21 protein-coding genes are annotated in these 22,585 nt (G+C 74.4%); 12 read left to right on the forward strand and 9 right to left on the reverse strand.

All coding sequences use genetic code 11. The annotated features are described in order from the left end of the window. Positions 1 to 182 precede the first annotated feature (182 nt). Genes hemL through ccsB form a run of 6 tightly spaced genes read left to right on the forward strand, consistent with a single transcriptional unit; the run spans position 183 to position 6,104 of the window. Positions 183 to 1,502 (forward strand): glutamate-1-semialdehyde 2,1-aminomutase, encoded by a 1,320-nt coding sequence (gene hemL / locus G9H71_RS13985; protein ID WP_331272993.1) that lies wholly within the window; start codon positions 183 to 185, stop codon positions 1,500 to 1,502. Then, positions 1,495 to 2,139: a histidine phosphatase family protein gene (locus tag G9H71_RS13990; protein WP_166282856.1), complete on the forward strand. Its 645-nt coding sequence runs from the start codon at positions 1,495 to 1,497 to the stop codon at positions 2,137 to 2,139. Before hemL ends, G9H71_RS13990 begins: the two co-directional genes overlap by 8 nt. Next, positions 2,136 to 2,756, forward strand: a complete 621-nt coding sequence (locus G9H71_RS13995; RefSeq protein ID WP_166282858.1) for a TlpA family protein disulfide reductase — start codon at positions 2,136 to 2,138, stop codon at positions 2,754 to 2,756. The genes G9H71_RS13990 and G9H71_RS13995 overlap by 4 nt, the downstream gene beginning before the upstream one ends. Beyond that, positions 2,753 to 3,523 (forward strand): cytochrome c biogenesis CcdA family protein, encoded by a 771-nt coding sequence (locus tag G9H71_RS14000; RefSeq protein WP_331272994.1) that lies wholly within the window; start codon positions 2,753 to 2,755, stop codon positions 3,521 to 3,523. Before G9H71_RS13995 ends, G9H71_RS14000 begins: the two co-directional genes overlap by 4 nt. Continuing rightward, positions 3,520 to 5,130: a cytochrome c biogenesis protein ResB gene (gene resB / locus G9H71_RS14005; RefSeq protein WP_166282860.1), complete on the forward strand. Its 1,611-nt coding sequence runs from the start codon at positions 3,520 to 3,522 to the stop codon at positions 5,128 to 5,130. The genes G9H71_RS14000 and resB overlap by 4 nt, the downstream gene beginning before the upstream one ends. Beyond that, a complete protein-coding gene (ccsB, locus tag G9H71_RS14010) occupies positions 5,127 to 6,104 on the forward strand; it encodes a c-type cytochrome biogenesis protein CcsB (protein WP_331272995.1) in 978 nt (325 codons plus the stop codon). The genes resB and ccsB overlap by 4 nt, the downstream gene beginning before the upstream one ends. Positions 6,105 to 6,171: 67 nt before the next feature. Here ccsB and G9H71_RS14015 read toward each other — a convergent pair whose 3' ends face one another. Then, the gene (locus G9H71_RS14015) at positions 6,172 to 6,462 is read right to left on the reverse strand and encodes a hypothetical protein (RefSeq protein WP_166282862.1); all 291 of its coding nucleotides are present in this window, start codon (positions 6,460 to 6,462) and stop codon (positions 6,172 to 6,174) included. Next, the gene (locus tag G9H71_RS14020) at positions 6,462 to 6,839 is read right to left on the reverse strand and encodes a PLD nuclease N-terminal domain-containing protein (RefSeq protein WP_166282864.1); all 378 of its coding nucleotides are present in this window, start codon (positions 6,837 to 6,839) and stop codon (positions 6,462 to 6,464) included. Before G9H71_RS14020 ends, G9H71_RS14015 begins: the two co-directional genes overlap by 1 nt. A 68-nt stretch (positions 6,840 to 6,907) precedes the next feature. Between G9H71_RS14020 and G9H71_RS14025 the strand changes: the two genes are divergently transcribed. Then, complete coding sequence (locus G9H71_RS14025; protein WP_166282866.1) at positions 6,908 to 7,153, forward strand: DUF4229 domain-containing protein; 246 nt, start codon at positions 6,908 to 6,910, stop codon at positions 7,151 to 7,153. Between the two features lie 101 nt (positions 7,154 to 7,254). Here G9H71_RS14025 and G9H71_RS14030 read toward each other — a convergent pair whose 3' ends face one another. Beyond that, positions 7,255 to 8,844: an alkaline phosphatase D family protein gene (locus G9H71_RS14030; RefSeq protein ID WP_166282868.1), complete on the reverse strand. Its 1,590-nt coding sequence runs from the start codon at positions 8,842 to 8,844 to the stop codon at positions 7,255 to 7,257. A gap of 150 nt (positions 8,845 to 8,994) precedes the next feature. On the opposite strand from G9H71_RS14030, the gene G9H71_RS14035 reads away from it, so the two are divergent. From G9H71_RS14035 to G9H71_RS14045, 3 genes are all read left to right on the forward strand, one after another. Next, positions 8,995 to 9,969 (forward strand): YihY/virulence factor BrkB family protein, encoded by a 975-nt coding sequence (locus G9H71_RS14035; RefSeq protein WP_166282870.1) that lies wholly within the window; start codon positions 8,995 to 8,997, stop codon positions 9,967 to 9,969. Between the two features lie 10 nt (positions 9,970 to 9,979). Beyond that, the gene (locus G9H71_RS14040) at positions 9,980 to 10,609 is read left to right on the forward strand and encodes a pentapeptide repeat-containing protein (RefSeq protein ID WP_331272996.1); all 630 of its coding nucleotides are present in this window, start codon (positions 9,980 to 9,982) and stop codon (positions 10,607 to 10,609) included. A gap of 272 nt (positions 10,610 to 10,881) precedes the next feature. After that, positions 10,882 to 11,271 (forward strand): PKD domain-containing protein, encoded by a 390-nt coding sequence (locus G9H71_RS14045; protein WP_166282872.1) that lies wholly within the window; start codon positions 10,882 to 10,884, stop codon positions 11,269 to 11,271. A gap of 288 nt (positions 11,272 to 11,559) precedes the next feature. Here the strand turns inward: G9H71_RS14045 and G9H71_RS14050 are convergent, their stop codons facing one another. Beyond that, positions 11,560 to 12,366: a class E sortase gene (locus G9H71_RS14050; protein WP_166282874.1), complete on the reverse strand. Its 807-nt coding sequence runs from the start codon at positions 12,364 to 12,366 to the stop codon at positions 11,560 to 11,562. 1,110 nt (positions 12,367 to 13,476) lie between these two features. On the opposite strand from G9H71_RS14050, the gene G9H71_RS14055 reads away from it, so the two are divergent. Beyond that, the gene (locus G9H71_RS14055; protein ID WP_166282876.1) at positions 13,477 to 14,757 is read left to right on the forward strand and encodes an HNH endonuclease; all 1,281 of its coding nucleotides are present in this window, start codon (positions 13,477 to 13,479) and stop codon (positions 14,755 to 14,757) included. Between the two features lie 235 nt (positions 14,758 to 14,992). Here the strand turns inward: G9H71_RS14055 and G9H71_RS14060 are convergent, their stop codons facing one another. The 4 genes from G9H71_RS14060 to menE form a co-directional block, all read right to left on the reverse strand. Continuing rightward, positions 14,993 to 16,933 carry a methyl-accepting chemotaxis protein gene (locus G9H71_RS14060; RefSeq protein ID WP_166282878.1) on the reverse strand — a complete coding sequence of 647 codons (1,941 nt, stop codon included), beginning with the start codon at positions 16,931 to 16,933 and terminating at the stop codon, positions 14,993 to 14,995. 264 nt (positions 16,934 to 17,197) lie between these two features. After that, positions 17,198 to 17,467, reverse strand: coding sequence for a hypothetical protein (locus G9H71_RS14065; RefSeq protein ID WP_166282880.1), 270 nt, complete (start codon positions 17,465 to 17,467; stop codon positions 17,198 to 17,200). 107 nt (positions 17,468 to 17,574) lie between these two features. After that, entirely contained in the window at positions 17,575 to 18,450 is an 876-nt protein-coding gene (locus tag G9H71_RS14070; RefSeq protein ID WP_166282882.1) for a 1,4-dihydroxy-2-naphthoate polyprenyltransferase, read from the reverse strand. Beyond that, positions 18,447 to 19,640 carry an o-succinylbenzoate--CoA ligase gene (gene menE / locus G9H71_RS14075; protein WP_166282884.1) on the reverse strand — a complete coding sequence of 398 codons (1,194 nt, stop codon included), beginning with the start codon at positions 19,638 to 19,640 and terminating at the stop codon, positions 18,447 to 18,449. The genes G9H71_RS14070 and menE overlap by 4 nt, the downstream gene beginning before the upstream one ends. Before the next feature lie 60 nt (positions 19,641 to 19,700). Between menE and G9H71_RS14080 the strand changes: the two genes are divergently transcribed. Further along, complete coding sequence (locus tag G9H71_RS14080; RefSeq protein WP_166282886.1) at positions 19,701 to 20,885, forward strand: ROK family transcriptional regulator; 1,185 nt, start codon at positions 19,701 to 19,703, stop codon at positions 20,883 to 20,885. A 34-nt stretch (positions 20,886 to 20,919) separates the two neighbouring features. Here the strand turns inward: G9H71_RS14080 and G9H71_RS14085 are convergent, their stop codons facing one another. Then, positions 20,920 to 22,557 carry an amidase gene (locus G9H71_RS14085; protein WP_331272997.1) on the reverse strand — a complete coding sequence of 546 codons (1,638 nt, stop codon included), beginning with the start codon at positions 22,555 to 22,557 and terminating at the stop codon, positions 20,920 to 20,922. Between the last annotated feature and the right edge of the window lie 28 nt (positions 22,558 to 22,585).

The following is a 22,585-nucleotide window of genomic DNA, read 5'->3' on the forward strand; positions in this document are numbered from 1 at the left end:
CTCGACAGTCGACGCGGTCGGCCGGGGCACACCGACCCCACAGGATGGGATGCGTCGGGACGCGCGTCCGGTTGGCTCCGATTGTGCGTCACCGTCCGGGATGCTCGCGAACCAGTTGCGGCCCCGGCGGGCGTGGCGGACGCCACGCGCGCGGGGCGTCCGGCAGCAGGGAGAATGGCTTCGTGCCACTACGCGACGACGCGCCGACCTCGTCCGCTCTCTTCGACCGGGCGCTGGCCGTGAGCCCGGGCGGGGTCAACTCGCCGGTGCGCGCCTTCCGCGCCGTGGGCGGCGTCCCCCGCTTCTTCGTCAGCGGCAAGGGGGCCTACCTCACCGACGCCGACGGCCGCGACTACGTCGACCTCGTGTGCTCCTGGGGCCCGCTGCTGCTCGGCCACGCGCACCCGGCCGTCGTCGAGGCGGTGACCCGGCAGGCGGCGCTCGGCACCTCGTACGGCGCCCCCAACGTCAACGAGCTCGAGCTCGCCGAGGAGATCGTCGCCCGGATCGCGCCGGTCGAGCAGGTGCGCCTGGTCAGCTCGGGCACCGAGGCGACGATGTCAGCGGTCCGGCTGGCGCGCGCCGCGACCGGCCGCGACAAGGTGATCAAGTTCGCCGGCCACTACCACGGCCACTCCGACAGCCTGCTCGTCGACGCCGGCAGCGGGGTGGCGACGCTGGGCATCCCCGGCACCCCGGGCGTGACCGCGGGCGCGGCGGCCGACACGATCGTCGTGCCCTACAACGACCTCGATGCCGTACGCGTCGCGTTCGCCGCGGCGGAGGGCGGCGTCGCGTGCGTCATCACCGAGGCCGCCGCGGGCAACATGGGTGTCGTGCCGCCGCGGCCCGGCTTCACCCAGGGGCTGCGCGACCTGTGCGACGAGCAGGGCGCGCTGCTGGTCAGCGACGAGGTGATGACCGGGTTCCGCGTCTCGCCCGCCGGGTGGTTCGGCCTGGAGGGCGTCACACCGGACCTCATGACGTTCGGCAAGGTCATGGGCGGCGGCTTCCCGGCCGCTGCCTTCGGCGGCCGCGCAGACCTCATGGCCCAGCTGGCCCCGTCCGGGCCGGTCTACCAGGCCGGCACGCTGTCGGGGAACCCGGTGGCGACGGCCGCGGGCCTGGCCACCCTGCGTGCGGCCGACGCCGACGCGTACGCCCACGTCGACCGCACCGCGGCCGAGATCTCCTCGCTCGCGTCCGCGGCGCTGGCCGCCGAGGGCGTCGCCCACCGGGTGCAGTACGCCGGCAACATGTTCAGCATCTTCTTCACCGCCGACGAGGTCTTCGACTACGACGGGGCGAAGGCCCAGCAGGCCTGGCGCTACGGCCCGTTCTTCCACGCGATGCTCGACGCGGGGGTCTACCTGCCGCCCTCGGCGTTCGAGGCGTGGTTCCTCTCCGCGGCCCACGACTCCGCCGCCGTCGCGCGCGTCGCCGAGGCGCTGCCCACCGCCGCCAAGGCCGCCGCCGCGGCGAAGGAGCCCTCCCGTGGCTGAGCAGGAGACGACCCGCGTCCACCTCGTCCGCCACGGCGAGGTGTTCAACCCGCGCGGCGTGCTCTACGGCCGGCTGCCCGGCTACTCGCTGTCCGACCTCGGCCGGGCGATGGCCGAGCGGGTCGGCGAGGCGCTCGGCGACCGAGACATCGTCGACGTCGCCGCGTCGCCGCTCGAGCGCGCGCAGGAGACCGCCCGGCCGCTGGCGGACCGGCTCGGCCTCGGCATCGGCACCGACCCGCGCGTCATCGAGGCCGGCAACCGCTTCGAGGGCAAGACGTTCGGCGTCGGCGACGGCTCGCTCAAGCGGCCCGAGGTCTGGCCCCTGCTCGTGGACCCCTTCCGGCCCTCGTGGGGGGAGGCGTACGTAGAGATCGCCGCGCGCATGCGGGCCGCGGTGGCGGACGCCCGGGCGCGCGCTCGCGGGCACGAGGCGGTGCTCGTCTCGCACCAGTTGCCGGTGTGGACCGCGCGCTCGTCCTACGAGGGGCGCAAGCTCTACCACGACCCGCGCCGGCGGCAGTGCTCGCTGGCGTCGGTGACCACGCTCGTGTGGAAGGGCGACCGGCTCGTCGCGGTCGAATACGCCGAGCCGGCCGCCGACCTCGTCCCGGCGAAGGCGGGGTTCGGCGCATGAGGCTGCTGCCGGCCGGCGCCGCCGTCGCCCTGCTCGTCGCCCTCGCGGGGTGCTCGGGCGGCGAGGACGACGGCGTCGCGATCGGGGTCGACCGCGTCCAGAGCTGGCAGGACGTGTCCGACCGGCGCGAGCTGCCCCCGCTGGCCGGCAGGACCCGCGACGGCGAGCCCCTGGACCTCGCGAGCCTGAAGGGCTCGGTCGTCGTGCTCAACGTCTGGGGCTCCTGGTGCGGCCCGTGCAAGGTCGAGGCCCCGGCGTTGGCGAACGTGTCCGCCGACCTCATGCCGCAGGGCGTGCAGTTCGTCGGGCTCGACCTCGAGGGGTCCTACGGCGGCGGAGCCAAGGCCGCAGAGGCGTTCGAGAAGCAGTACGGCCTGACCTACCCGAGCATCTACGACACCGACGGCTCGGTCCTGGTCAAGCTGCGCGGGCTCGTCCCGCAGTCGCCGCCCTCGACGCTGGTGATCGACGCCGAGGGGCGCATCGCCGGCCGGGTCAGCGGCACGCTCGAGGACGAGTCGATCCTGCGCGGGCTGATCGCGGACGCAGGGGGGCCGTCGGACGTCTCGGGCAGCTACGCCCCCCAGCCCCCCGCCGCCACGGGGGCGCCGAAGTGACCGACGTCGCCGCGGTGCTCGCGGGGCCGGCCAGCACGGTCTCGTCGGGCTCGCTGCTGCTCGCGGTGCCGATCGCGGCCGCCGCCGGGCTGGTGTCGTTCCTTTCGCCGTGCGTGCTGCCGCTGGTGCCGGGCTACCTGTCCTACGTCACCGGCCTGTCCGGCGAGGAGCTGGCCGAGCGCCGGCAGGGCCGCGTCGCCGCCGGCACCGTGCTCTTCGTCGCGGGCTTCTCCACGGTGTTCGTCCTGGAGTTCGTGCTCGTGCAGGCCGCGGCGGGCGCGTTCCTCCTCGAGCACTCCAGCGCCCTGCAGCGGGTCATGGGCGTGTTCACGATCCTGCTCGGCCTCGCCTTCGCCGGCGCCCTGCCGGGCATGTCGCGCGAGTGGCGGCTGCACAAGCGACCCGCCGTCGGCCTCGCCGGCGCCCCGCTGCTCGGTGGGCTCTTCGCCCTCGGCTGGTCCCCGTGCATCGGCCCGACGCTGGGCGCCGTCCTCAGCCTCTCGCTCGCCGACGGCGGCGGCACCGGGCGCGGCCTCGGACTGGCCATCGCCTACTGCGCGGGCCTCGGCATCCCGTTCCTCGTCGCCGGCCTGGCCTACCGGCGCGCGCTGGGGGCGATGAAGGTCGTCCGCACGCACTCCCAGTGGGTCCTGCGGATCGGCGGCGCGATGCTGGTCGCCGTCGGCGTGCTGCTGGTGACGGGCACCTGGGCCGACATCGTGTCCGAGCTCCGTGCGGGCTACTCCGACTTCGTCCCGACGCTGTGACCGCCACCCTCGGGGCCGCGACGGACAGCGCCGGCGCCCCCACCCCGCCCTCCTCGGCACCGTCGGGGCCTGTCCTCGGCGTCGGCGGCTGGCTGCGCTGGGGCTGGCGCACGCTCACCTCGATGCGCACCGCGCTGCTGCTCCTGCTGCTGCTCGCCGTCGTCGCGGTGCCGGGCTCGGTGCTGCCGCAGCGCTCCTCCGCCCCGGACGAGGTGGCCACCTGGATCGAGGACCACGGCCGGCTCGGGGAGCTGGTCGACCGGCTGGGCGGGTTCAACGTCTACTCCTCGCCGTGGTTCGCGGCGGTCTACCTGCTGCTGTTCACCTCGCTCATCGGCTGCGTGGTGCCGCGGACGCGGGTGCACTGGAACGCGCTGCGCTCGCAGCCGCCCGCGACCCCGCGGCGGCTGGAGCGCTTGCCGGTGCACCGCTCCTTCACGGTGGAGCAGCCGCCGGAGCAGGTGCTGCAGTCCGCCCGGGGCGTGCTGCGCGGCTTCCGGGTGCAGGCGTACGACCGGTCGCTGTCGGCGGAGAAGGGCTACGCGAAGGAGAGCGCCAACCTGCTCTTCCACGTGGCGCTGCTCCTCCTGCTCGTCACCGTGGCGGTCGGCCAGCTCGTGGGCTACACGGCCAACAAGGTCGTCGTCGAGGGCGGGTCCTTCGTCAACGCCGACGGACAGTACGACTCGATCCGCCACGGCGCCCGCTTCGACGGCGCGGACCTCGACCCCTTCAAGGTCACGCTCGACCGCCTGGGCGTCCGCTACCAGGAGGACGGGCCGCGCCTCGGCGAGCCGCGCAGCTTCGACGCGCGCGTCACCTGGAACGACGAGGACGCCACCGGCACGGCGTCGGTCGCGCCGAACCACCCCCTCGAGGTCGACGGCACCAAGGTCTTCCTCACCGGCAACGGCTACGCCCCGGTGTTCCGCGTCACCGACTCCACCGGCGCGGTCGTCTACGAGGGCCCGCAGCCCTTCCTGCCGCGCGACTCCAACATGACCTCGCTCGGCGCGGTCAAGGCGCCGTCGGCGGCCGGGGGAGGGCTGGCGTTCTCCGGCTTCTTCCTGCCGACCGCGGCCGTCGACGACGTGGTCGGGCCGCACTCGACCTATCCCGACCTGGTCGAGCCGAAGGTCTTCCTCAACGCCTACCGGGGCTCGGAGGACGGGCGCAAGGCCGGCTCGGTCTTCACCCTCGACACCGACGGGCTCGAGCGGATCGAGGACGGCGACCAGCCCTGGCTGGCCCAGCTGGGGGTCGGCGAGTCCGCCGAGCTCCCCGACGGGCTGGGCACGATCGAGCTCGTCGACGTCATCCGCTTCGCCAACTTCCAGGTCTCGGACACCACGGGCAACGGCCCGACGCTCGCGGCCGCGGTCCTCGCCCTCGTCGGGCTGATGGGGTCGCTGCTGCTGCGCCGCCGCCGGGTCTGGGTCCGCGCGACGGCGGGTGAGGACGGGCGTACCGTCGTGGAGGTCGCGGGCCTGGGCAAGGGCGACGCCGACGGCCTCGTCACCGAGGTCGACCGCATCGCCGACGAACTCCGTACCCCTGCCGCCAGCCCGCCCGACACCGACCGACCGACCGGCCAGGAGCGCACGTGAGCGTCGCCGAACTCAGCCTCGACCTCGTCTACGCCGCGATGGCGGTGTACGCCCTGGCGATGCTCTGCTCGTTCGTCGAGCTGGCGCTCGGGCGGCCCGTGCCGACGGAGGCTGCGGTCCGGGAGCCGGCCCGGGCCGCCTCCCGGCGCGCGGTCGCCGCAGAAGGCTCGGTCCTGACCGAGGAGCGCCCGCCCGCGCCGCCGGCCGCCCCCGCGCCCGCGTCCGGCCCGGACGCCGGGCGCTGGGGCCGCATCGCCGTCTCCTTCACGATCGTCGCCGCGCTGCTGCACCTGGCCGCCGTCGTCTGCCGCGGCATCGCCGCCGGCCGCGCCCCCTGGGGCAACATGTACGAGTTCGCGATCGCGGGCTCGTTCGCCGCCGTCGCGGTCTTCCTGGTCGCCCTGCGGCGGTGGCCGATCCGGCTCGCCGGCGTGGTCGTCGTGCCGTTCGCCCTGCTCGTGCTCGGCCTCGCGGTGACCGTGCTCTACACCGAGCCCGAGGAGCTCGTCCCCTCCCTGCAGTCCTACTGGCTGGTCATCCACGTGGCCGCCGCCATCATCTCGACCGGCGCCTTCACCCTCGGCGCCGTCCTCTCGGCCGCCCATTGGTGGCGCTTGCGCACGGGGGACGAGAAGCGGCTCGCCGGCATCGCGCTGCCGCCGGCGCAGCGGCTGGACACCTGGGCGTACCGCGTGCACGTCTTCACGTTCCCGGTGTGGACCTTCGCCGTCATGGCCGGCGCGATCTGGGCCGAGAACGCGTGGGGCCGCTACTGGGGCTGGGACCCGAAGGAGACCTGGGCGCTCATCACCTGGATCGTCTACGCCGGCTACCTGCACGCGCGCGCGACGACCGGCTGGCGCGGGTGGAAGTCCGACGCGATCGCGCTCGCCGGCTACGCGGCGCTGCTGTTCAACTTCATCGGCGTGAACGTCTGGCTCGGCGGCATCCACGCGCCGTACTCCGGAGTCTGACCCTGCACAAAGCTGGTCACGACCGCGCCCCGGGCCTCGGCCCGGGGCGCGCGGTTTTTCGCCTCTGCTACCGCTCCGCGCGCTCCTTGCGGCGCACCGGCCAGGGAAGCTGCCCGTACCGGAAGTACTGGTAGAGGTCCAGGCCGGCGAACCCGGCCGCCAGGACCAGGCCGAAGGGCAGCGCGCCGACGAACGCGGACCAGAAGCCCTCGCCGTCGTCCCGGGAGAAGAAGGCCCACCCCAGCGCGACGACGAGCGCCACGTCGACGTGGAGCACGCCCCAGAGCAGCCAGCGCAACGCCCGCTGGTGCCCGTCCGTCGCCGTGCCCTGCGGGCCCGCTCCCCGCTGGGCCGGCATCAGGGCCGGGGCCGCTCGTCGCCGTCCTCGTCGCGGCGCAGCTTCTCCTCACGCGCCTTGAGGTCCTGCTCGAGCTTGTGCAGCCGCAGCCGCTCCAGAAAGTTCGGGTCGTCGTCCGGCGCGACCGGGGCGGAGCCGTACGGGCCGGCCGGGCCGGCGGGGAAGGCCCCCTGCCCCCAGCCGGTCGCCCGCCCGCGGCGGCGGTCCTTGCCCGCGAAGATCCACACCAGCGACCCGACGAGCGGGATCAGCAGCATGAAGAGGACCCAGAGCACCTTGGGCATGCCCTTGATCTCCTCCTCCGGGGTCTGGAGGCAGTCGACCAGCGCCCAGACGAGCAGGGCCAGCGGGATCAGGACCGTGAGAACCCTCAGCACACGCCCAGCGTAGGCCCGCGTGGCCGCGCGCGGGAGATGAGCGCTGCCCGGCGGCGTACGCTCGTCCCGTGCAGCGCCATCCCGTCCTCGCGTTCTTCGCCCTGCGCACCGCGCTGCTCGTCGCGGTCGCGCTCGTCCTGTGGGTGATCGGCGTGAACGGTGCGCTGGCCCTGCTGATCGCGCTGGTCGTCTCGAGCCTGCTCAGCCTCAAGCTGCTGTCGAAGCAGCGCGACGCCGTGTCCGAGGCGATCGCCGCGCGCGTGGACCGCACCCGCGGGCGCCTCGACGCCGCCGCCGCGGCCGAGGACGAGTAGCCTCGCGAACGTCTTCGCGCGGCCCGGAGCGTGACGTCCTCCTGATCGCCGCCCCGTACGGCCTGCAGCCGGGCCGCTTGACGTAGCCGCGCCCGCGGTCGTCACACCTGCCGCGCCCCCGGCACGCCGTCGTCGACGACGAAGGACGCGTACGTGTAGAGGCGGGCGTCGCGCCGGCTCACGGTGTCGACCATCTGCAGGTCGGTGCGCCACTGGTCGCGGCCGACGATGCAGCGGACGTGGCCGCGGCGGTCCCCGTCGAAGAACTTGATGTGCGGGTTGAAGCCGATCATCGGGCCGTAGTAGGGGCCGTAGACCGCCCCGTCGCCGTTGGTCGAGACCGAGGTCCCGACGAACTCGGTGGCGACGACGGGCGAGCCCGGCGTGTCGAAGTCGCGCTTGATGTCGTTGACGAACGTCGAGTGCCAGTCGCCGGTCACGAAGACGGCGTTGCGCACCCCGGCGTCCTGGATGTGGCTCGTCAGCCGGTTGCGGGCGGCGGGGAAGCCGTCACAGGCGTCGTGCCAGAGCAGCTCGCCCGCGTTGCCGTCGTGGTCGAGCCGGGCGGCCATCACGTTGTTGCCGAGGATGTTCCACCGCGCGGTGGAGGCGGCGAGGCCGTCGAGGAGCCACTTCTCCTGCGGCTGCCCGAGCATGGTGATCTTCGGGTCGTACGCCGCGGCGCAGGCCTGCGCCTCGCCCCAGCCGCACGGCGGGACGTCGCGGTACTGCCGCCCGTCGAGCATGTCCAGCTGGGCGAGGTCGCCGTACTGGATCCGGCGGTAGAGCGTCAGACCGCGGTCGACCGGGATGGAGCGGCGCCGCAGCGGCTGGTGCTCGTAGTACGCCTGGTACGCGGCGGCGCGCAGCGCGGAGATGTCCGGCTGGCGGTTGGCCTTCGTGTTGGCGTAGTCGTTCACGACCTCGTGGTCGTCCCACGTGACCATGAAGGGGTGCGCGGCGTGAGCCGCCTGCAGGTCCGGGTCGCTCTTGTAGAGCGCGTAGCGCATGCGCCACTGGTCCAGGCTCCGGGGCGCCGGCCGCGCGGCGGCGGGGACGGGCGTACGCCGGTTGCCGCCGTTGGCCCCGATGGTGCCCTCGTAGACGTAGTCGCCGAGGTGGACGACGAGGTCGAGGTCGTCCTCGGCGATGAAGCGGTAGGACGGGTAGTAGCCGCTGCTGTAGTCCTGGCAGGAGACGAACGCGAACTTGAGGTCGTTGACCGCCGTGCCCGGCGCGGGGAGGGTCCGGGTGCGCGCGACCGGGGTGTAGTGGCCGTGGTAGCGGAACTGGTAGTAGTACTCGCGGTCCGGCTGCAGGCCGTCGACCTCGACGTGGACCGAGTGGCCGAGCGCGGGGCTGACCCGCGCCGTCCCGTGCCGGACGCTGCGCGTCATCCCCGGGTCGGCCGCCACCCGCCAGTGCACGTTCGTCGTCTTCCCCCGCATCCCGTAGCCCGGCTCGAAGGGCCGCGGCGCGAGCCGGGTCCAGAGCACCACGCCGTCGTGCGTGGGGTCTCCGGAGGCCACGCCGAGGGTGAACGGGTATTCGTCCTTCTCGCGGACCGCGGCGAAGGCGGTCAGCTCGCCGGGCACCTGGGCGGCGATGGCCAGCCCGGCGACGCCGCCGACGGCGGTGAGGAAGCGCCGGCGGTCGAGCGAGGCGGCGGATCGGGGGGTCGGGATCGACATGCCGACGGGTCTAGCGCCTGAGGCTGCTGTCCGGGTGGCCGGAGTCTTACGCCGGGAAGAACCGGACACGTCCACTCGGCGCCGAGCCGTCCCGGCCCCGCGCCCGGGGCGACGGGTTCTGGGCCTGCGCCGCCCGGGGAAGCTGGTCCCATGTCGGTCACGGAGCGCCTGGACCAGTTCCAGCGCCGCCACCCCGCGGCGGGGTTCCCGCTCGCGGTCGTCTACAAGTTCTTCGACGACCACGGCAACTACCTCGCTGCGCTGATCACGTACTACGTCATCGTCGCGGTGCTGCCGGTGCTCCTGCTCCTGTCCACCTTGCTCGGCGTGCTGCTGGACAACAACGAGGAGCTGCGCGACCAGGTGCGCGACTCCGCGCTGGCGCAGTTCCCCGTCGTCGGGAGCCAGCTGCAGACGCCCGACCGGCTCAGCGGTGGGACCGCGGGCGTCGTGATCGCCGTCCTCGTCGGCCTGTACGGCGGGACGGGCGCCGCGCAGGCCGTGCAGCACGCGATGAACACCGCCTGGCGGGTGCCGCGCAACAGCCGGCCCAACCCGATCGTGGGCCGGCTGCGCGGCCTGCTGCTGCTGGCGACGCTCGGCATCGCGATCATCGGCACGACGGTGCTGTCCGCGCTCGGCGCGACGGCCGGCTCGTACGGCGCCGACGTGGACGAGCTGATCCGCGTGCTCGTCCTGGTCGCGTCCGTCGTGGTCAACACCGGCATCTTCCTGCTGGCGTTCCTCGTCGCCACCGCGCGTCGGCTCCGCGTACGCGACATCGCGCCGGGCGCGGTGGCCGCCGCGGTCGTGTGGCAGCTGCTGCAGACGTTCGGAGCCTTCTACGTCGGCTCGGTGGTGAAGGCGGCCAGCGACACCAACGGCGTGTTCGCCCTCATGCTCGGGCTGATCGCCTTCATCTACCTTGCCTCCATGGCCCTCGTCCTCTGCGTGGAGCTCAACGTCGTCCGCGTCGACAAGCTCCATCCGCGCGCCCTGCTGACGCCGTTCACCGACGCCGTCGACCTCACGCCCGGGGACGTCGCGGCCTATACGACCCAGGCGCAGGCGCAGCGCGCAAAGGGGTTCGAGGACGTCGACGTCACCTTCCGGCCGAAGCGCTGACGTGACCGGCGTGCGCGAGGTCCCCGCCGGCGGCGAGGTGCGCGGCGAAGACTGGGACGGGGCGGACCTGTCCGGCCTCTCGTTCTCGGGCGTCACCTTCCTCGACGTCGACCTCACCGACGCCTCGAGCAAGGGCGCGGCCTTCGAGGGCTGCAGCTTCCGCGCCTGCCAGTTCAACGGCTCGACGCATGCCGACTCCGCGTTCCTGAACTGCACGTTCACGAACTGCTCGTTCTTCGACGCGCGCATGACCGGCTGCAAGGCCACCGGGAGCCTGTTCTCCCGGTGCACCTTCGACCTGCTGCGCGTCGAGCGCGGCGACTGGTCCTTCGTCGGGCTCGCGGGGGCCGACCTGCGGCGCGCGGCTCTCGAGGGCGTACGCATGCGTGAAGCCGATCTCACCGGTGCCCGCTGCGCCGGGGCGGTGCTGCGCGGGCTGGACCTGTCCGGGGCGGCCCTGCACCGCGCGGACCTGTCCCGGTGCGACCTGCGCGGGTCCGAGCTGTCCGGGGTCGACCCGCTGGGCGTGGAGCTGCGCGGCGCGGTGGTGGACGTGCACCAGGCGGTCGTGCTCGTGACGGCGCTCGGCCTCGAGGTGCGGCCGGACGACGACGGCGAGGACGGGCCGGCGCGGCGCTGAGCGCGAGCGAGCGCTCGGGCTCTGCATGCACTTCTCCGGTGGTGTGTCCGGTAAAGTTCGAGAAGTCTTCACCTGTTTGAGTGACCTACTAGTCAACTAGTGCAACTCGCGAAGAAGGCGAAAGACTTGCGTAAGAACTTGCCGACGGGTGCCGGGCGAGATCTGGGCTAGCGTTCGAGACCCGGTGGCGCAGCCGGGGCCAGGAAGCAGGGATCAACCTGTTGGCCACGAGATGTCCCGACTCCTGCGCCCCTTTCACTCGAGAAGAAAGCATGGGAACCGTCATGGCGAGAAGCATGTCGCGAGCCGCCGCGCTCGTATCCGCGTCTGTGGCCGCGGCCGCCCTGGGTGTCACCTCGGCGACGCCGGCGCACGCCGCGCCGGCCGTGTCCGGGGTGACGCTCTCGGTCAAGTCCGGAGTGATGTTCGGAGGCGCGCTGGCCACGATCTCCTCCTTCAGCGGCCCCCGCGACGGGGTCACGGCGTACGTCTCGTGGGGCGACGTCTCGGACATCACGCCGGGCTTCGTCGCGGGTCCGCTGAACCAGCCTGCGGTCTTCGCCACCCACCGCTACACCACTCCCGGCACCTACACGGTGTCCGTCGTCGTCTTCGACGACTCCGGGGTGGAGGTCGCGACCTCGACCGTCAAGGTCAGCTGAGGCGCGCGACGTCATCGCTTGTGGGATGAGGATTCGGCCGGTTCCTCGTGAACGGCCATTTCCTCAGGGCTTCCCGTGGTGCGGGGCGAAGCGCGCTCTCGGTTGATCGGGCCGGGATCAGTCGCTCGTCAGTCCCGTTGCGAGCCGCCCTGCCGTCGCCGGCCCGACGCTTTCTCGGCTGACGGCAGCAAGGCCACCAGGCTGCGAAGGCCCCGCTGGTTCCCCCCCTTCCAGCGGGGCTTTCGCGCAGGCGCTTGTGCCTGCGGACGGTATTCAGCGCGGCGGCGGTCAGAGCACGCGGCTGGACCGCAGCACGCCGATCTTGTCGATGCGGTGCTCGGGGTTGTCGAACTCGTCGGACCAGTAGTTGCCCGCGGCGTGATCCTCGAGCGTGGCGCAGGTCGAAATGGTGATCATGGCCTTGGTGGCCCGCCGCCCCGGGTAGCCCGGGACCGCCGCCCGCTGCCGCGCGAGGGAGGACGTCGAGCGGAACGACGTTTCCCGCGTGCCCGAGATGACGTACGTGTAGACGACGCCGTCCGACGTCACCGTCACGGTGTCGCCGTTGCGCAGCCGCGGCAGCTCACGGAAGACCCCGCCCGCCGAGAGCCGGTGGCCGGTGACGAGGTAGTTGCCGACCTCGCCCGGCCCGACGCCGCCGGTAGATCCGCGGGGGCTGGCGGCGACGCCGCGGTTCTGGATGCGGGTGCCGGCCGCGTCGTCGGTGGTGCCCCGGTAGGGGACGACCTTCAGCCCGCGTACGCCGAGGGCCGGGATGCTCATCATGCCGGTGACCGCGGGGCGGCGGGTGGGCGTGGCGGTCGGCGTGGGGGTCTCGCCCGGCGCGGGCGTCGTGGTCGCGCTCGGGATGGGCGACGGTGCGGCGCTCTGCTCGGGGGACGGGGCACTCGGGCTGGGCGACGGGGTCACGTCCCGCGTGGGCGGTTCGGACCCGGCGCTCGAGGTCTGGGCGACGGCCTCGGGGCGCAGGGAGCCGGGCTCGTCCTCGAAGGAGCACCCTTCCAGCCCCAGCGTCAGTGCCACCGCGAGCAGGCTGGCGCGGCGCAGGTCGCGGGACGTCCGGTGCGGGGCCATGGTTCACGGTACGCGGTGGAGCGCGTCCATGCCTGTCCGCGCGGGAGTGGTCGCCGGGGCTCCGGCGAGCACGCTGGCAGGCGGCGACCGGCCTCGCTCAGGGCCTCGAGGGGCGACCGGCGGCCTGCTGTTGAACACGAGGGCCGAGAGCCGACACGGCGACGCTGGGTTCCAGGGTGCTTCAGCCGCCGCCCCAGCCGTGCCCGCGGAACCACCCTCAGGACGCGGCTGATCCTCAGCCCTGTGGAAGCTCGGAGCGGATTGTCAGTGGTGCCGTCTAGCGTGCGCGACATGGGGCTCTCGGAAGCGGCGGCCAGCGCGGCCAGGCTGAGGAGGCTCCGCCTGCGCCCGCCGTCGGCTTCCCATGGGGCCGGGCAGGAGACTCCGGCGGCGGCCACGTGGACCCTGCGCCCGCTGTGCGTGCGCCGGGACCCGGCAGCCCGGTCCACGTCAGTTCCGAGGCTGGGGCACGATGCGCCTGCGCAGTCCCTCGAGAGCGCGACGTGGGGCGCCCACGGAGAAGGCGAGCGAGCCCTCACGGAACCGGCTCCACCTTCCTCCCGGCCCGAGGCTGCGGCCGGTCACCGAGTCGACATCGTGCACGCAGGCGCCAACGCCACCTCAGGCACCTCCGCGCGACACGACGCTCCTCCGGAGACTGGGTGTGACGCGTCGGAGGTTGCTGCTGACGACGTCTTGTCGGCAGCTGCTGTTGACGTCTCGCCGGGGGCTGCTGACGCGTCGCCGGGGGCTGGGTCGGACGCGTTGGCGGCTGTTGCTGCGGAGGTCTCGCCTGCTGTTGCTGCCGACCCCGCGCTGGCGGCCAGGTGCGAGGCGACGCCGGCTGTTGCTGCCGAGGTCTCGCCGGCGGCCGGTACCGACGTCTCGCCGGCGGCCGGTGCCGAGGTCTCGCCGGCGGCCGGTGCCGAGGTCTCGCCGGCGGCTCGGTCCGACGCTTCGCCGGCCGCGCCTGATGACCCCTCACCGACCGCTTCGCCGACCGCGCCTGATGACCCCTCACCGACGGCCTCGCACTTCGCCCTGAACCAGACCTTGCCGCCGGTGCCCGGACGCGAACCGTCGGTTCATCTACTGCCGATCGAGGCGCCGGTGGCGGAGCTGGTCGCGGCGGCTCCTCCAGGGCCTGCCCTCGTCGACCTCCTGCTGCTCCTCGCGGCGCGCGAGCTCCCTGCGGACGACCGGGTGGAGGTCGTCCGCGGCTGGGAGCGGGTCGGCGCGTGGGTGTCTGCGCAGCAAGCGCGTGCCCTCGCCGCCGCCGGCGCGGCGATAGCGACCGAATGCGCCCCGGAGCCCGGGAGCCTGGCTGCTGAGCACTGGTCCGGGGAGCAGGCGGCGGAGGCCGAGATCGGCGCCGCTCTGCGGTGGTCGTGGCCCACGGTGTCCGCGCGCCTGCGCCAGGCCGCGGAGCTGACCGGGCGCTGTACTCCAACGCTGACGGAGCTGGAGGCGGGCCGTATCGAGCTTCGCCAAGCGGCCGCGGTGGTCGAGCTGTGCGCCCCGCTCGACGACGCCGCGACCGAGCTCGTGCAGCAGCGGGTGCTGGCCCGGGCAGGACGGCAGACCGTGGCGCAGACACGGCGGGCTCTGCGGCGGGCCGTGGCCGCGGTCGACCCAGCGGGAGCGGCGGAGCGACAGGCCGCGGCTCGGGCGGCCCGCTGCGCGGAGAAGTCGGACCTGCCCGACGGGATGGCGCAGGTCGCCGTCACCACCGACGCGGCGGGCGTGGCGACCATCTGGGCGGCACTCGGCGCGGTGGCCTCGGCGATGCCGGCGGTCGATCCCGAGGACGGGAAGCCGGTGCCGGTCGCCGCACGGCGCGCGGACGGCCTGGTCGCGCTGTGCGCCGCAGTCCTCGCCGACCCCGACGTGCTGCCCGGGCTCCCACGGGCGACGCTGGCCCGCCCGGCGGTGCGTGTGACCGTCGGGCTGGACACCCTGCTCGGGCTGTCGGAGCGACCGGGCGAGCTCGAGGGTTACGGGCCGATCCCGGCGCCGGTCGCGCGAGAGCTGGCTGCGGACGGCTCGTGGCGGCGATGGGTGACCGAGCCACAGAGCGGCGAGCTGCTGGACGTCGGGTCACAGGCCTACCGGCCGAGCCCGCGGCTGGCGGCCTTCGTCAGCGCGCGCGACCGCACATGTCGAGGGCCGGGCAGCGGCTACCCCGCGAGCCGCGCGGACCTCGACCACGTCGTGCCGTTCGACGGGAGCAACACCACGCGGGCCAACCTGCAGCCGCTGCGACGGCGATGGCACAACGCGAAGACCCACGGCGGCTGGGAGCCGACACGCTCACCTGACGGCGTCGTCACCTGGCGGAGCCCGCTCGGCCGGCGCTACGTGGTCCCGCCGGAGGACCTGGACCCGGAGTAGGCCGAGTCGCGGGGCATTGGCGTCAAGACCCCGGGCTTCGGCGTGCCCGGGTGTGGCCGGCGTGCTCCGGCGTGCCCGGGTGTGGCCGGCGTGCGACGGCGTGCCCCGGTGGGCCGGCGTGCTCCGGCGTGCCCGGGTGTAACCGGCGTGCGACGGCGTGCTCGGCTATGGCCGGCGTGCGATGGCGTGCTCGGCTATGGCCGGCGTGCTCGGGCGTGTGGGCGCGAGCCGTTACTCACCCCACTGTGAAGCGCCCGACGACCGACCGCAGTTGCTCGGCGTTGCCGCTGAGCCCCTCGGCGACCGTGCGGGTGGTCGCCGCGCTCGCCTCGACGGCCCGTGCCGAGCGGGCAGCCGCCTCGACGCTGCCGGCAATGCGAGCGCTGGCGCCGGCGACGTCACCGACGTTGCGCGCCATCTGTGCTGCGGCGGCGTCCTGCTCCTCGACGGCGGCCGCGATCGACTGCTGGATGTCGGCGATCTGCACGACGACGTCGGCCGAAGCGTCGATCGACGTGACCGCGACGCGCGCGTCGGACTGGATGCCGCTGATGCGCGCGACGATGTCCTCGGCCGCCTGCGCGGTCTGCTGCGCCAGCTGCTTGACCTCCTCCGCGACCACCGCGAAGCCCCGACCGGACTCGCCGGCCCGGGCTGCTTCGATCGTCGCGTTCAACGCCAGCAGGTGGGTCTGCTCCGCGACGGTGGTGATGAGCTTGACCACGGCACCGATCTCCTCGCTGCTGCGCCCGAGCTGCGCGACCAGCTCGCTGCTGCCGCGCGTCGCCTCGACCGCGGACGCCGCGACCGAGGTCGCCGACGCCGAGCCCTGCGCGATCTCGCGGATGGCGCTGCCGATCTCGTCGGTGCCGTGCGCGACGGTGTCGGCAGACGCCGTGACCGTGCGCACCTCCTCCGCAGCGGACGCGGTCTCGCCGGCAGCGGTCCGCGACGCGTCGAACAGGTCGCCCGATGCGGCGCTCAGGGTCAGGGCCGCGCCCGCGACCGACTCGGCATTGTCGGTGATGGCGCGCATCGTCTCCGACAGGGACTCGGCGGCCTCGTTGAGGGCGCTGCCCATGGCGCCCACCTCGTCCGCGGTGTCGACGGGTACTCGTACGGTCAGGTCGCCCCCGCGGATGCGGTCGAGCGCGGCACGGGTACGCCGCAGCGGAGGCACGGTCGACAGGTAGCACCCGGCGAGCAGGTAGGCGACGAGCAGCAGCGCGGCGCCGGTGGCCGACTGGACGACGCGCTTGGCCGACACGAAGCCGTCGATGCGGGTCTCGAGGAGCCGGTCGAGGTCGTCCACGAGATGGGAGGACAGTGCGGCGACAGCTGCGGTCGCGGGCTCGGCGGCGTCGACAGGGACGGTGTCCACTCGCCCGTTGCCCACCGATGCCGTCACGGTGTCGAGAACGCCCTGCGCTGCGCCGGTGGCGGTGCCGACCTGCGGCTCGATCTCGCGGAGCCCGGCGTCGGCCGTCTGCCGTACCGAGGTCTGCAGCCCGGTGGAAACCGCCTGCAGCGTGGTGGTCAGCGTGCCGCTCGACACGGCGAGGGCCACCCGGGCGCTGTCGAGCTCGCTCGCCGACCCGTCCAGCCGGGCCACGGCCGCCCGGTCGACGGCGCCGCCCGCGGTGTCCAGCAGGAGCGGCAGCCGGAACATCACCGCGTCCATCACGTAGTACGAGTCGAGGTCGGGGTCCAGGGTGAGGTTGGAGCCGTCGGACGTGGCCACGACCAGGGCGAGCAGTGCCTGCGTCGCCGCGGTCCAGTCCGCGTACGCCGATCCCGCCCCCTCCTGGCTGGCCTGCGCCGCGGTGATCGCGTCCCGCGCGGCCTGCCACTCGTCGCTGACTCCGAGCCGGCTTCCCAGCCGGTCGGTGGCGTCGTCGACCGTGGCCACCTGCGCCGCCAAGGCCGGGACCGGCTGCCCCGAGACGGCCGCGTGACGCGCCGACACGGCCCCGGCGAGCAGCTCCAACGCGGGCCGGACGTATGCGACGCCCTCGCGTTCCTTCTGGCTGAACGCGATCTGAGAGTTCTGCGCGGAGAGGTACTGCGCCGCGACGAAGCCCAGCGGCAGCAGCAGGACGACCGTCAGCGCTCCCAGCTTGCCGGCGTAGGGCAGACGCGCCATCAGCGCGCGGCCGGGACCGAGGAACGTTCTCACCCTCGTACCTTTCGTGGCGGCCGCCGCCCGGCCGGGTTCGGCGTCCTCATCGGGAGGGCACTTGCGCAGCTGAGGCGCTGCGCGAGGCGGACCGCCAGCTCACCCGTCCGGCGCAGCGCCGCAGGCGCGCCGTCGCGGGCGAGCGCAGCGCCTGCGGCGCAGGGGGGCACGGTCGCGGGCGAGCGCAGCGGCTCGGGCGCAAGCGCACCCTCGCGGGCGGGCGAGCACGAGCCGTCGCTGAAGCGCGCTGCCGCGAAGCCCAGTTCAGGTACGCAGGCGCGCCAGCGTCACCTCGGGGAACCCCGGCACGCGCGCGCCCAGCTCGCGCAAGTCGATCGTCTCGGGCAGCTCGGCGAGCTCCGCGGAGGGCAGGCCTTCGACCGCACGGCGCAGGAGCAGCGGCTCCTGGACGGCGGTGAGCCCGAGCTCCTCGAGGAGGCCCGGGTCGACACTGACGTGCAGCGTCCGGGAGGCGAGGGTCACGGCGTACTCGTGCTCGCCGGCGGCGGTCACGTCGATGTCGTCGGCATGCATGGGGCGTTCCTATCCCATCGCCCCGCCCGGCGCGAGCCAGGCGAGCCGCGGGTGCCCCGGTGGACAGGCCCCGCCCGGCGCGAGCGGACGACCCCGCGCGGCGCGAGCTAGGAGAGCGCCAGCCCCAGCCCCAGCAGCGCGCCGTACGCGAGCTGCAGCTTGCCGGTGCCGGCGATCGCGGGGACGAGCGCGCGGCCGAGCGACCCACCGAGCACGACGCGCAGCGGCCCGACGGCGAGCGGGGCGGCGAGCAGCCCGAGCAGCGCCCACGGCCCGGTCAGGAAGGCCAGGACGACCGGGGCCACCCCCGCGACGGCGACGAGCGCGGCGTACAGCAGCCGGCTGCGCCGGTCGCCGATCTTGACGGCCAGCGTGCGCTTGCCGGACACGGCGTCGGTCGGGATGTCGCGCAGGTTGTTGGCGACGAGCAGCGCGCAGGCCAGCGCGCCGACCGGGACCGCGGCGACGACCGCCTCGGCCGGCACCCGCTCGGCCTGCGCGAACGTCGTCCCGATGACCGCGACGAGGCCGAAGAACACGAAGACCGCGACCTCGCCCAGGCCGCGGTAGCCGTACGGCCTCGAGGTGCCGGTGTAGCCCCACGCCGCGGCGATGCACACGGCCCCGACCGCGATCAGCCACCACGCGCCGGTCGCGACGACGAGCGCGAGGCCGGCGAGCGCGCCGACGCCGAACGCCGCGAACGCCGCCGCCTTGACCGCTGAGGGGCGGGCGGCGCCGGAGCCGACGAGCCGGAAGGGCCCGACGCGGTTCTCGTCGGTGCCGCGTACGCCGTCGCTGTAGTCGTTGGCGTAGTTCACGCCGACCTGCAGCGCGAGGGCGACGACCCCGGCCACGACCGCGCGCCAGGCGACGGCGCCGTCGACGGCGGTTGCGGCACCGGTCCCGGCCAGCACCGGTGCGACGGCGGCCGGCAGCGTGCGCGGGCGCGCGCCGGAGACCCACTGGGCGGTCGTCCTCACGAGCCGGCCGTCCGCAGCGCGAGCCGGTCGACCTTGCCGGAGGCGAGCATCGGCAGTGCGGGCAGCAGCACCAGCTCGCGCGGGGCGGCCGCGCGTCCGGCGGCGGCGCGCACGACGGCGCGCAGGTCCGCGAGCGCCGGCGGGTCGGCCGGGTCGGCGGGTACGACGGCCAGCGCCACGCGCTCCCCCCATTCCGGGTCGGGCCGGGCAAAAGCGGCGGCGGCGCGGACGCCGGGGTGGCCGGACGCAGCGACCTCGACCGCCGCGAGCGCGACCTTCTCCCCGCCGCTGATGACGACGTCGTCGACGCGGCCGAGCACGCGCAGCCGGCCGTCGGTGGCCCGCTCGCCGAGGTCGTCGGTGCGGAACCCGCGCTCGCCGAACCGCTCGGCGGTCAGGTCGGGCCGCAGCCGGTAGCCGGCGGCGAGGACCGGGCCGGAGAGCACCACGCGCCCGTCGGGCTCGAGCTCGAACCCGACGCCGTCGAGCGGCACGCCGTCGTAGACGCAGCCCCCACACGTCTCGGACATCCCGTAGGTCGTCACGACCCGGGCGCCGGCCGAGCGGGCGCGCTCGAGCAGCGCTGCCGGGGCCGCCGCCCCGCCCACGAGGACGGCGTCGTACGCGGCCAGTGCCTCGAGCGCGGCGCCCCCCGCCTCCAGCAGGCGGGCCAGCTGCGTCGGGACCAGCGAGGTGTACGCCCGCCCGCCCCGCCGGTGCAGCCGGCCGGTCGCGGCCACGAACGCACCCGGCGTGAACCCTGCGTCGAGGTCCAGCACCTCGGGCTCGGTGCCCGCCAGCAGCGAGCGGGCGACGACCTGCAGGCCGGCGACGTGCCCGACGCCCAGGGCAAGGAGCCAGTGACCGGGCCCGCCGAGCCGCTGCTCGGTCGCGATGCCCGAAGCCTGCAGCGCACTTCGCCGAAGCAGGGCTCCCTTGGGTGCGCCGGTGGAGCCGCTGGTGGTCACGACCACGGCGACGTCGTCGTGCTCGAGGGGAGCGGACTGGTCGTCGGGGCGCAGCGCGGACTCGACCCGGGCCCGGGTCGCCGCGGGCATCGGGGGGAGCGGCAGCAGGGCCGGCCCGGCGCCGTCGAGCGCGGCCGCGAGCGCCGGGAGGAAGGTGCGCAGCACGTCTGCGCCGGTCGGTGCGGGCAGGGCGGTCAGCGGCGGTACGGAAGGCTGCGGCATGTCCCTTCCAGCGTACTGAGCGCGCCCGGCCGTCATTGACGCGTCGGGCACCCTGTACGCGTGAAAGATGCACGGGGGTCCATCGAAGCGCTGCGGGCGGCGAACCGCGACCGGGTGCTGAGCGCGCTGGGAGCCGTCCGGGTCGCCAGCCGGAGCGATCTCGCCCGGGCGACCAGCCTGTCCCGGACGACGGTCGCGAGCATCGTCGCCGAGCTCACGTCCTCGGGCCTGGTGCAGGAGTCCGAGCCGGACCGCGGCTCCAAGCAGGGGCGCGGCCGGCCCGGGACGCTGCTCTCCCTTACCCGGTCCGCGGGCATGGTCGCGGGCATCGACCTCGGCCACCGGCACGTCCGCGTCGCCGTGGCCGACCTGGCGGGCTCCGTCGTCGCCGAGCGGGCGGCCGAGCTGGACGTGGACTCCTCGCCGGCCGGAGCGCTCGAGGGCGTCGAGGAGCTCCTGCGGAGCGCGCTGCTCGAGGCCCGGACCGAGCTGGAGGCGCTGCGGGCCGTCGTGTCGTCCGTCCCCGGGCCGCTGGTGGCCTCCGACGGCACGATCGGCTCGCGCTCGCTGATGCCGCGGTGGAACGGGGTCGTGCTCGCCGACGAGCTGGCCGGCCGGCTCGGGCGGGCCGTGGCGGTGCACAACGACGCGAACCTCGGAGCATTGGGCGAGCTGGCCTTCGGCGCCGCGGCCGGCCTCGAGCACTTCGTCTACGTCAAGCTCGGGTTCGGCATGGGCGCCGGGATCGTGCTGGACGGGCGGCTCTACACCGGCGCGCGCGGGATGGCCGGCGAGCTCGGACACGTGATCGTGCAGGAGAACGGCCCGGTCTGCGCCTGCGGCAACCGCGGGTGCCTCGCCGCGACCGTCAGCCTGCGGCGCGTCCTGGAGCTGCTGCAACCGGCGCACGCCGAGCCGCTCGGCCTCGCAGACCTGCTCGACCTGCTCGCGGACGGGGACGCCGGCGCTCGTCGCATCGTCTACGACACCGGCCGCTCGGTCGGCGCCGCGCTCGGGGACCTCGCCAACTGCATCGACCCCGAGGGCGTCATCCTCGGCGGGACGCTGGGCGAGCTGGGCCAGCCGATCATCGACGGCGTGCGCGCCGGGCTCGACGCGCACGCGCAGCCCGCGATCGCGGGCGGGATCGACGTGCGGCAGGCGGCGCTGGGCGCCCGGTCCGAGGTCATGGGCGCGGTCGCGCTCGGCATGTCCCAGCTGACGCCGCGGGCCCCGGCCCCCTGAGTCGGGAGCCGGGGCCCGGAGGGGCTGTGCGTGCTCAGCGCCTGAGCGCGGGCGTGCTCGCCGGGACCGCGTGGTGGTGCGTGAGCTGCTCGTAGCTGTAGCCCATCCCGAGCAGGCTCGGCTCGCTGAACGGCAGCCCGAGCAGCTCGACGCCGACCGGCATGCCCGCGGGCGTGAGGCCGGCCGGCACGGTTAGCGCCGGGAAGCCGGTCTGGGCGGACAGCCCGCAGTTGCTGCCCGGCTGCGCCTCGCCGATCGTGCGCGCGACCTGCTTGATCGTCGGATAGACCAGGGCGTCGAGGTCGTACGCCTCCATCAGCTCGCGCGTGAGCTGCTGCAGCTGCTGGCGCGCGAGCAGGCGGCCGGTGTAGACGTCGTCCGGCCCGGAGGTGCCGACGAGCGAGCGCAGGAAGGTCAGGACGCTCGGCGTGACCTCGCCGGAGTCGACGATGTCGGCGATGGTGAGCTTGTTGGCGGGTGCGACCCGGGCGGCGAGCGCCTTGTCGAACTTCGCACCCGGCTGGGCGAGGTAGCGGTTGAGGTCGCGCTCCATCTCGTCAGCGATGACACCTGAAGCCGAGATCGCCTTCACCAGCTCCGGCTGGTTGGGGACCTCGACGACGTAGGCGCCGGCGCGGGACATGTCCGTCGTCGCCTGCCGGACGAGCGTCGTGGTCGGCAGCTCGTCGGGCGTCGTGCCGAGCAGGTCGGTCAGCAGGCCGACGCGCTTGCCCTTGAGCGCCCTGCCCTGCAGCGACGAGGTGTAGCTCTTCGGGACCTGGCCGAGCGACGCGGCGGTCACCGGGTCCTTCGGGTCGTAGCCCGCGGTCGCGTCCATGACCAGCGCGACGTCGCGGACGGACTTGCCGATCGGCCCGCCCACGTCCTGCGTCGCGGACATCGGCGCGATGCCGTCCCGGCTCGACAGCCCGAGGGTGGGCCGCAGGCCGACGAGGCTGTTCTGCGCGGCGGGGATGCGGATCGAGCCGCAGCTGTCCGAGCCCAGGCCGATCGCGGCGAAGCTGGCGGCGATGCCGGCGCCGGTGCCGCCACTCGACCCGCCCGGGTTCCGGGTCTGGTCGAAGGGGTTGCGGGTCTGGCCGCCGAGCGAGCTGATCGACGTGATGCCGGCGGCGTACTCGTGCAGGTTGGTCTTCGCCACGACGATCGCGCCCGCCGCCCGCAGCTTCGCCACCTGGGTCGCGTCGTCCGCGGGGCGGAAGTCCTTCAGCGCCACCGAGCCGCTGGTCGTCGGCATGTCACCGGTGTCGTAGTTGTCCTTGACCAGGACGGGAATGCCGTGCAGGGCGCCGCGCACCTTGCCGGCCTTGCGCTCGGCGTCGAGCTTGCGTGCCTCGGCGAGGGCGGTCCGGCTGGTCGTGATGACGGCGTTGACGCCGGGCTGGCCGGCGTACGCGTCCTCGTAGGCCTTGATGCGGTTGGTGTAGGCCTGCACGAGCTGGACCGAGGTGACGCGCCCCTGCTGCAGCAGGGCCTGCAGCTCGGAGACCCCCATCGTCACGACGTCACGGGCGACGACGGCGGGGGCGAGCGGGGTGGGGGCCGGGGCGGGGGCGGCGGTTGCGCTCGCCGGCGCGGCGAGCGACGCGGCGAGCGCGAGTGCCGCGAGGCCGGGCACGGCCTTGCGGCGGAGGAACGAAGTGTGCTGCACGTCTGCCCTTTCGGGGGGACGGGTCACG

Origin of the sequence: Motilibacter deserti, from assembly GCF_011250635.1 — a bacterium.
In the GTDB taxonomy this organism is placed as follows: domain Bacteria; phylum Actinomycetota; class Actinomycetes; order Motilibacterales; family Motilibacteraceae; genus Motilibacter_A; species Motilibacter_A deserti.

Excerpts from the sequence above, each read along its gene's own strand:
- G9H71_RS14050 (WP_166282874.1), bottom strand. The coding sequence starts at position 12,366 with ATGGCCCCGCACCGGACGTCCCGCGACCTGCGCCGCGCCAGCCTGCTC.
- G9H71_RS13995 (WP_166282858.1), top strand. The coding sequence starts at position 2,136 with ATGAGGCTGCTGCCGGCCGGCGCCGCCGTCGCCCTGCTCGTCGCCCTC.
- G9H71_RS14015 (WP_166282862.1), bottom strand. The coding sequence starts at position 6,462 with ATGCCGGCCCAGCGGGGAGCGGGCCCGCAGGGCACGGCGACGGACGGG.
- G9H71_RS14030 (WP_166282868.1), bottom strand. The coding sequence starts at position 8,844 with ATGTCGATCCCGACCCCCCGATCCGCCGCCTCGCTCGACCGCCGGCGC.
- G9H71_RS14045 (WP_166282872.1), top strand. The coding sequence starts at position 10,882 with ATGGGAACCGTCATGGCGAGAAGCATGTCGCGAGCCGCCGCGCTCGTA.
- menE (WP_166282884.1), bottom strand. The coding sequence starts at position 19,640 with ATGCCGCAGCCTTCCGTACCGCCGCTGACCGCCCTGCCCGCACCGACC.
- G9H71_RS14035 (WP_166282870.1), top strand. The coding sequence starts at position 8,995 with ATGTCGGTCACGGAGCGCCTGGACCAGTTCCAGCGCCGCCACCCCGCG.
- G9H71_RS14065 (WP_166282880.1), bottom strand. The coding sequence starts at position 17,467 with ATGCATGCCGACGACATCGACGTGACCGCCGCCGGCGAGCACGAGTAC.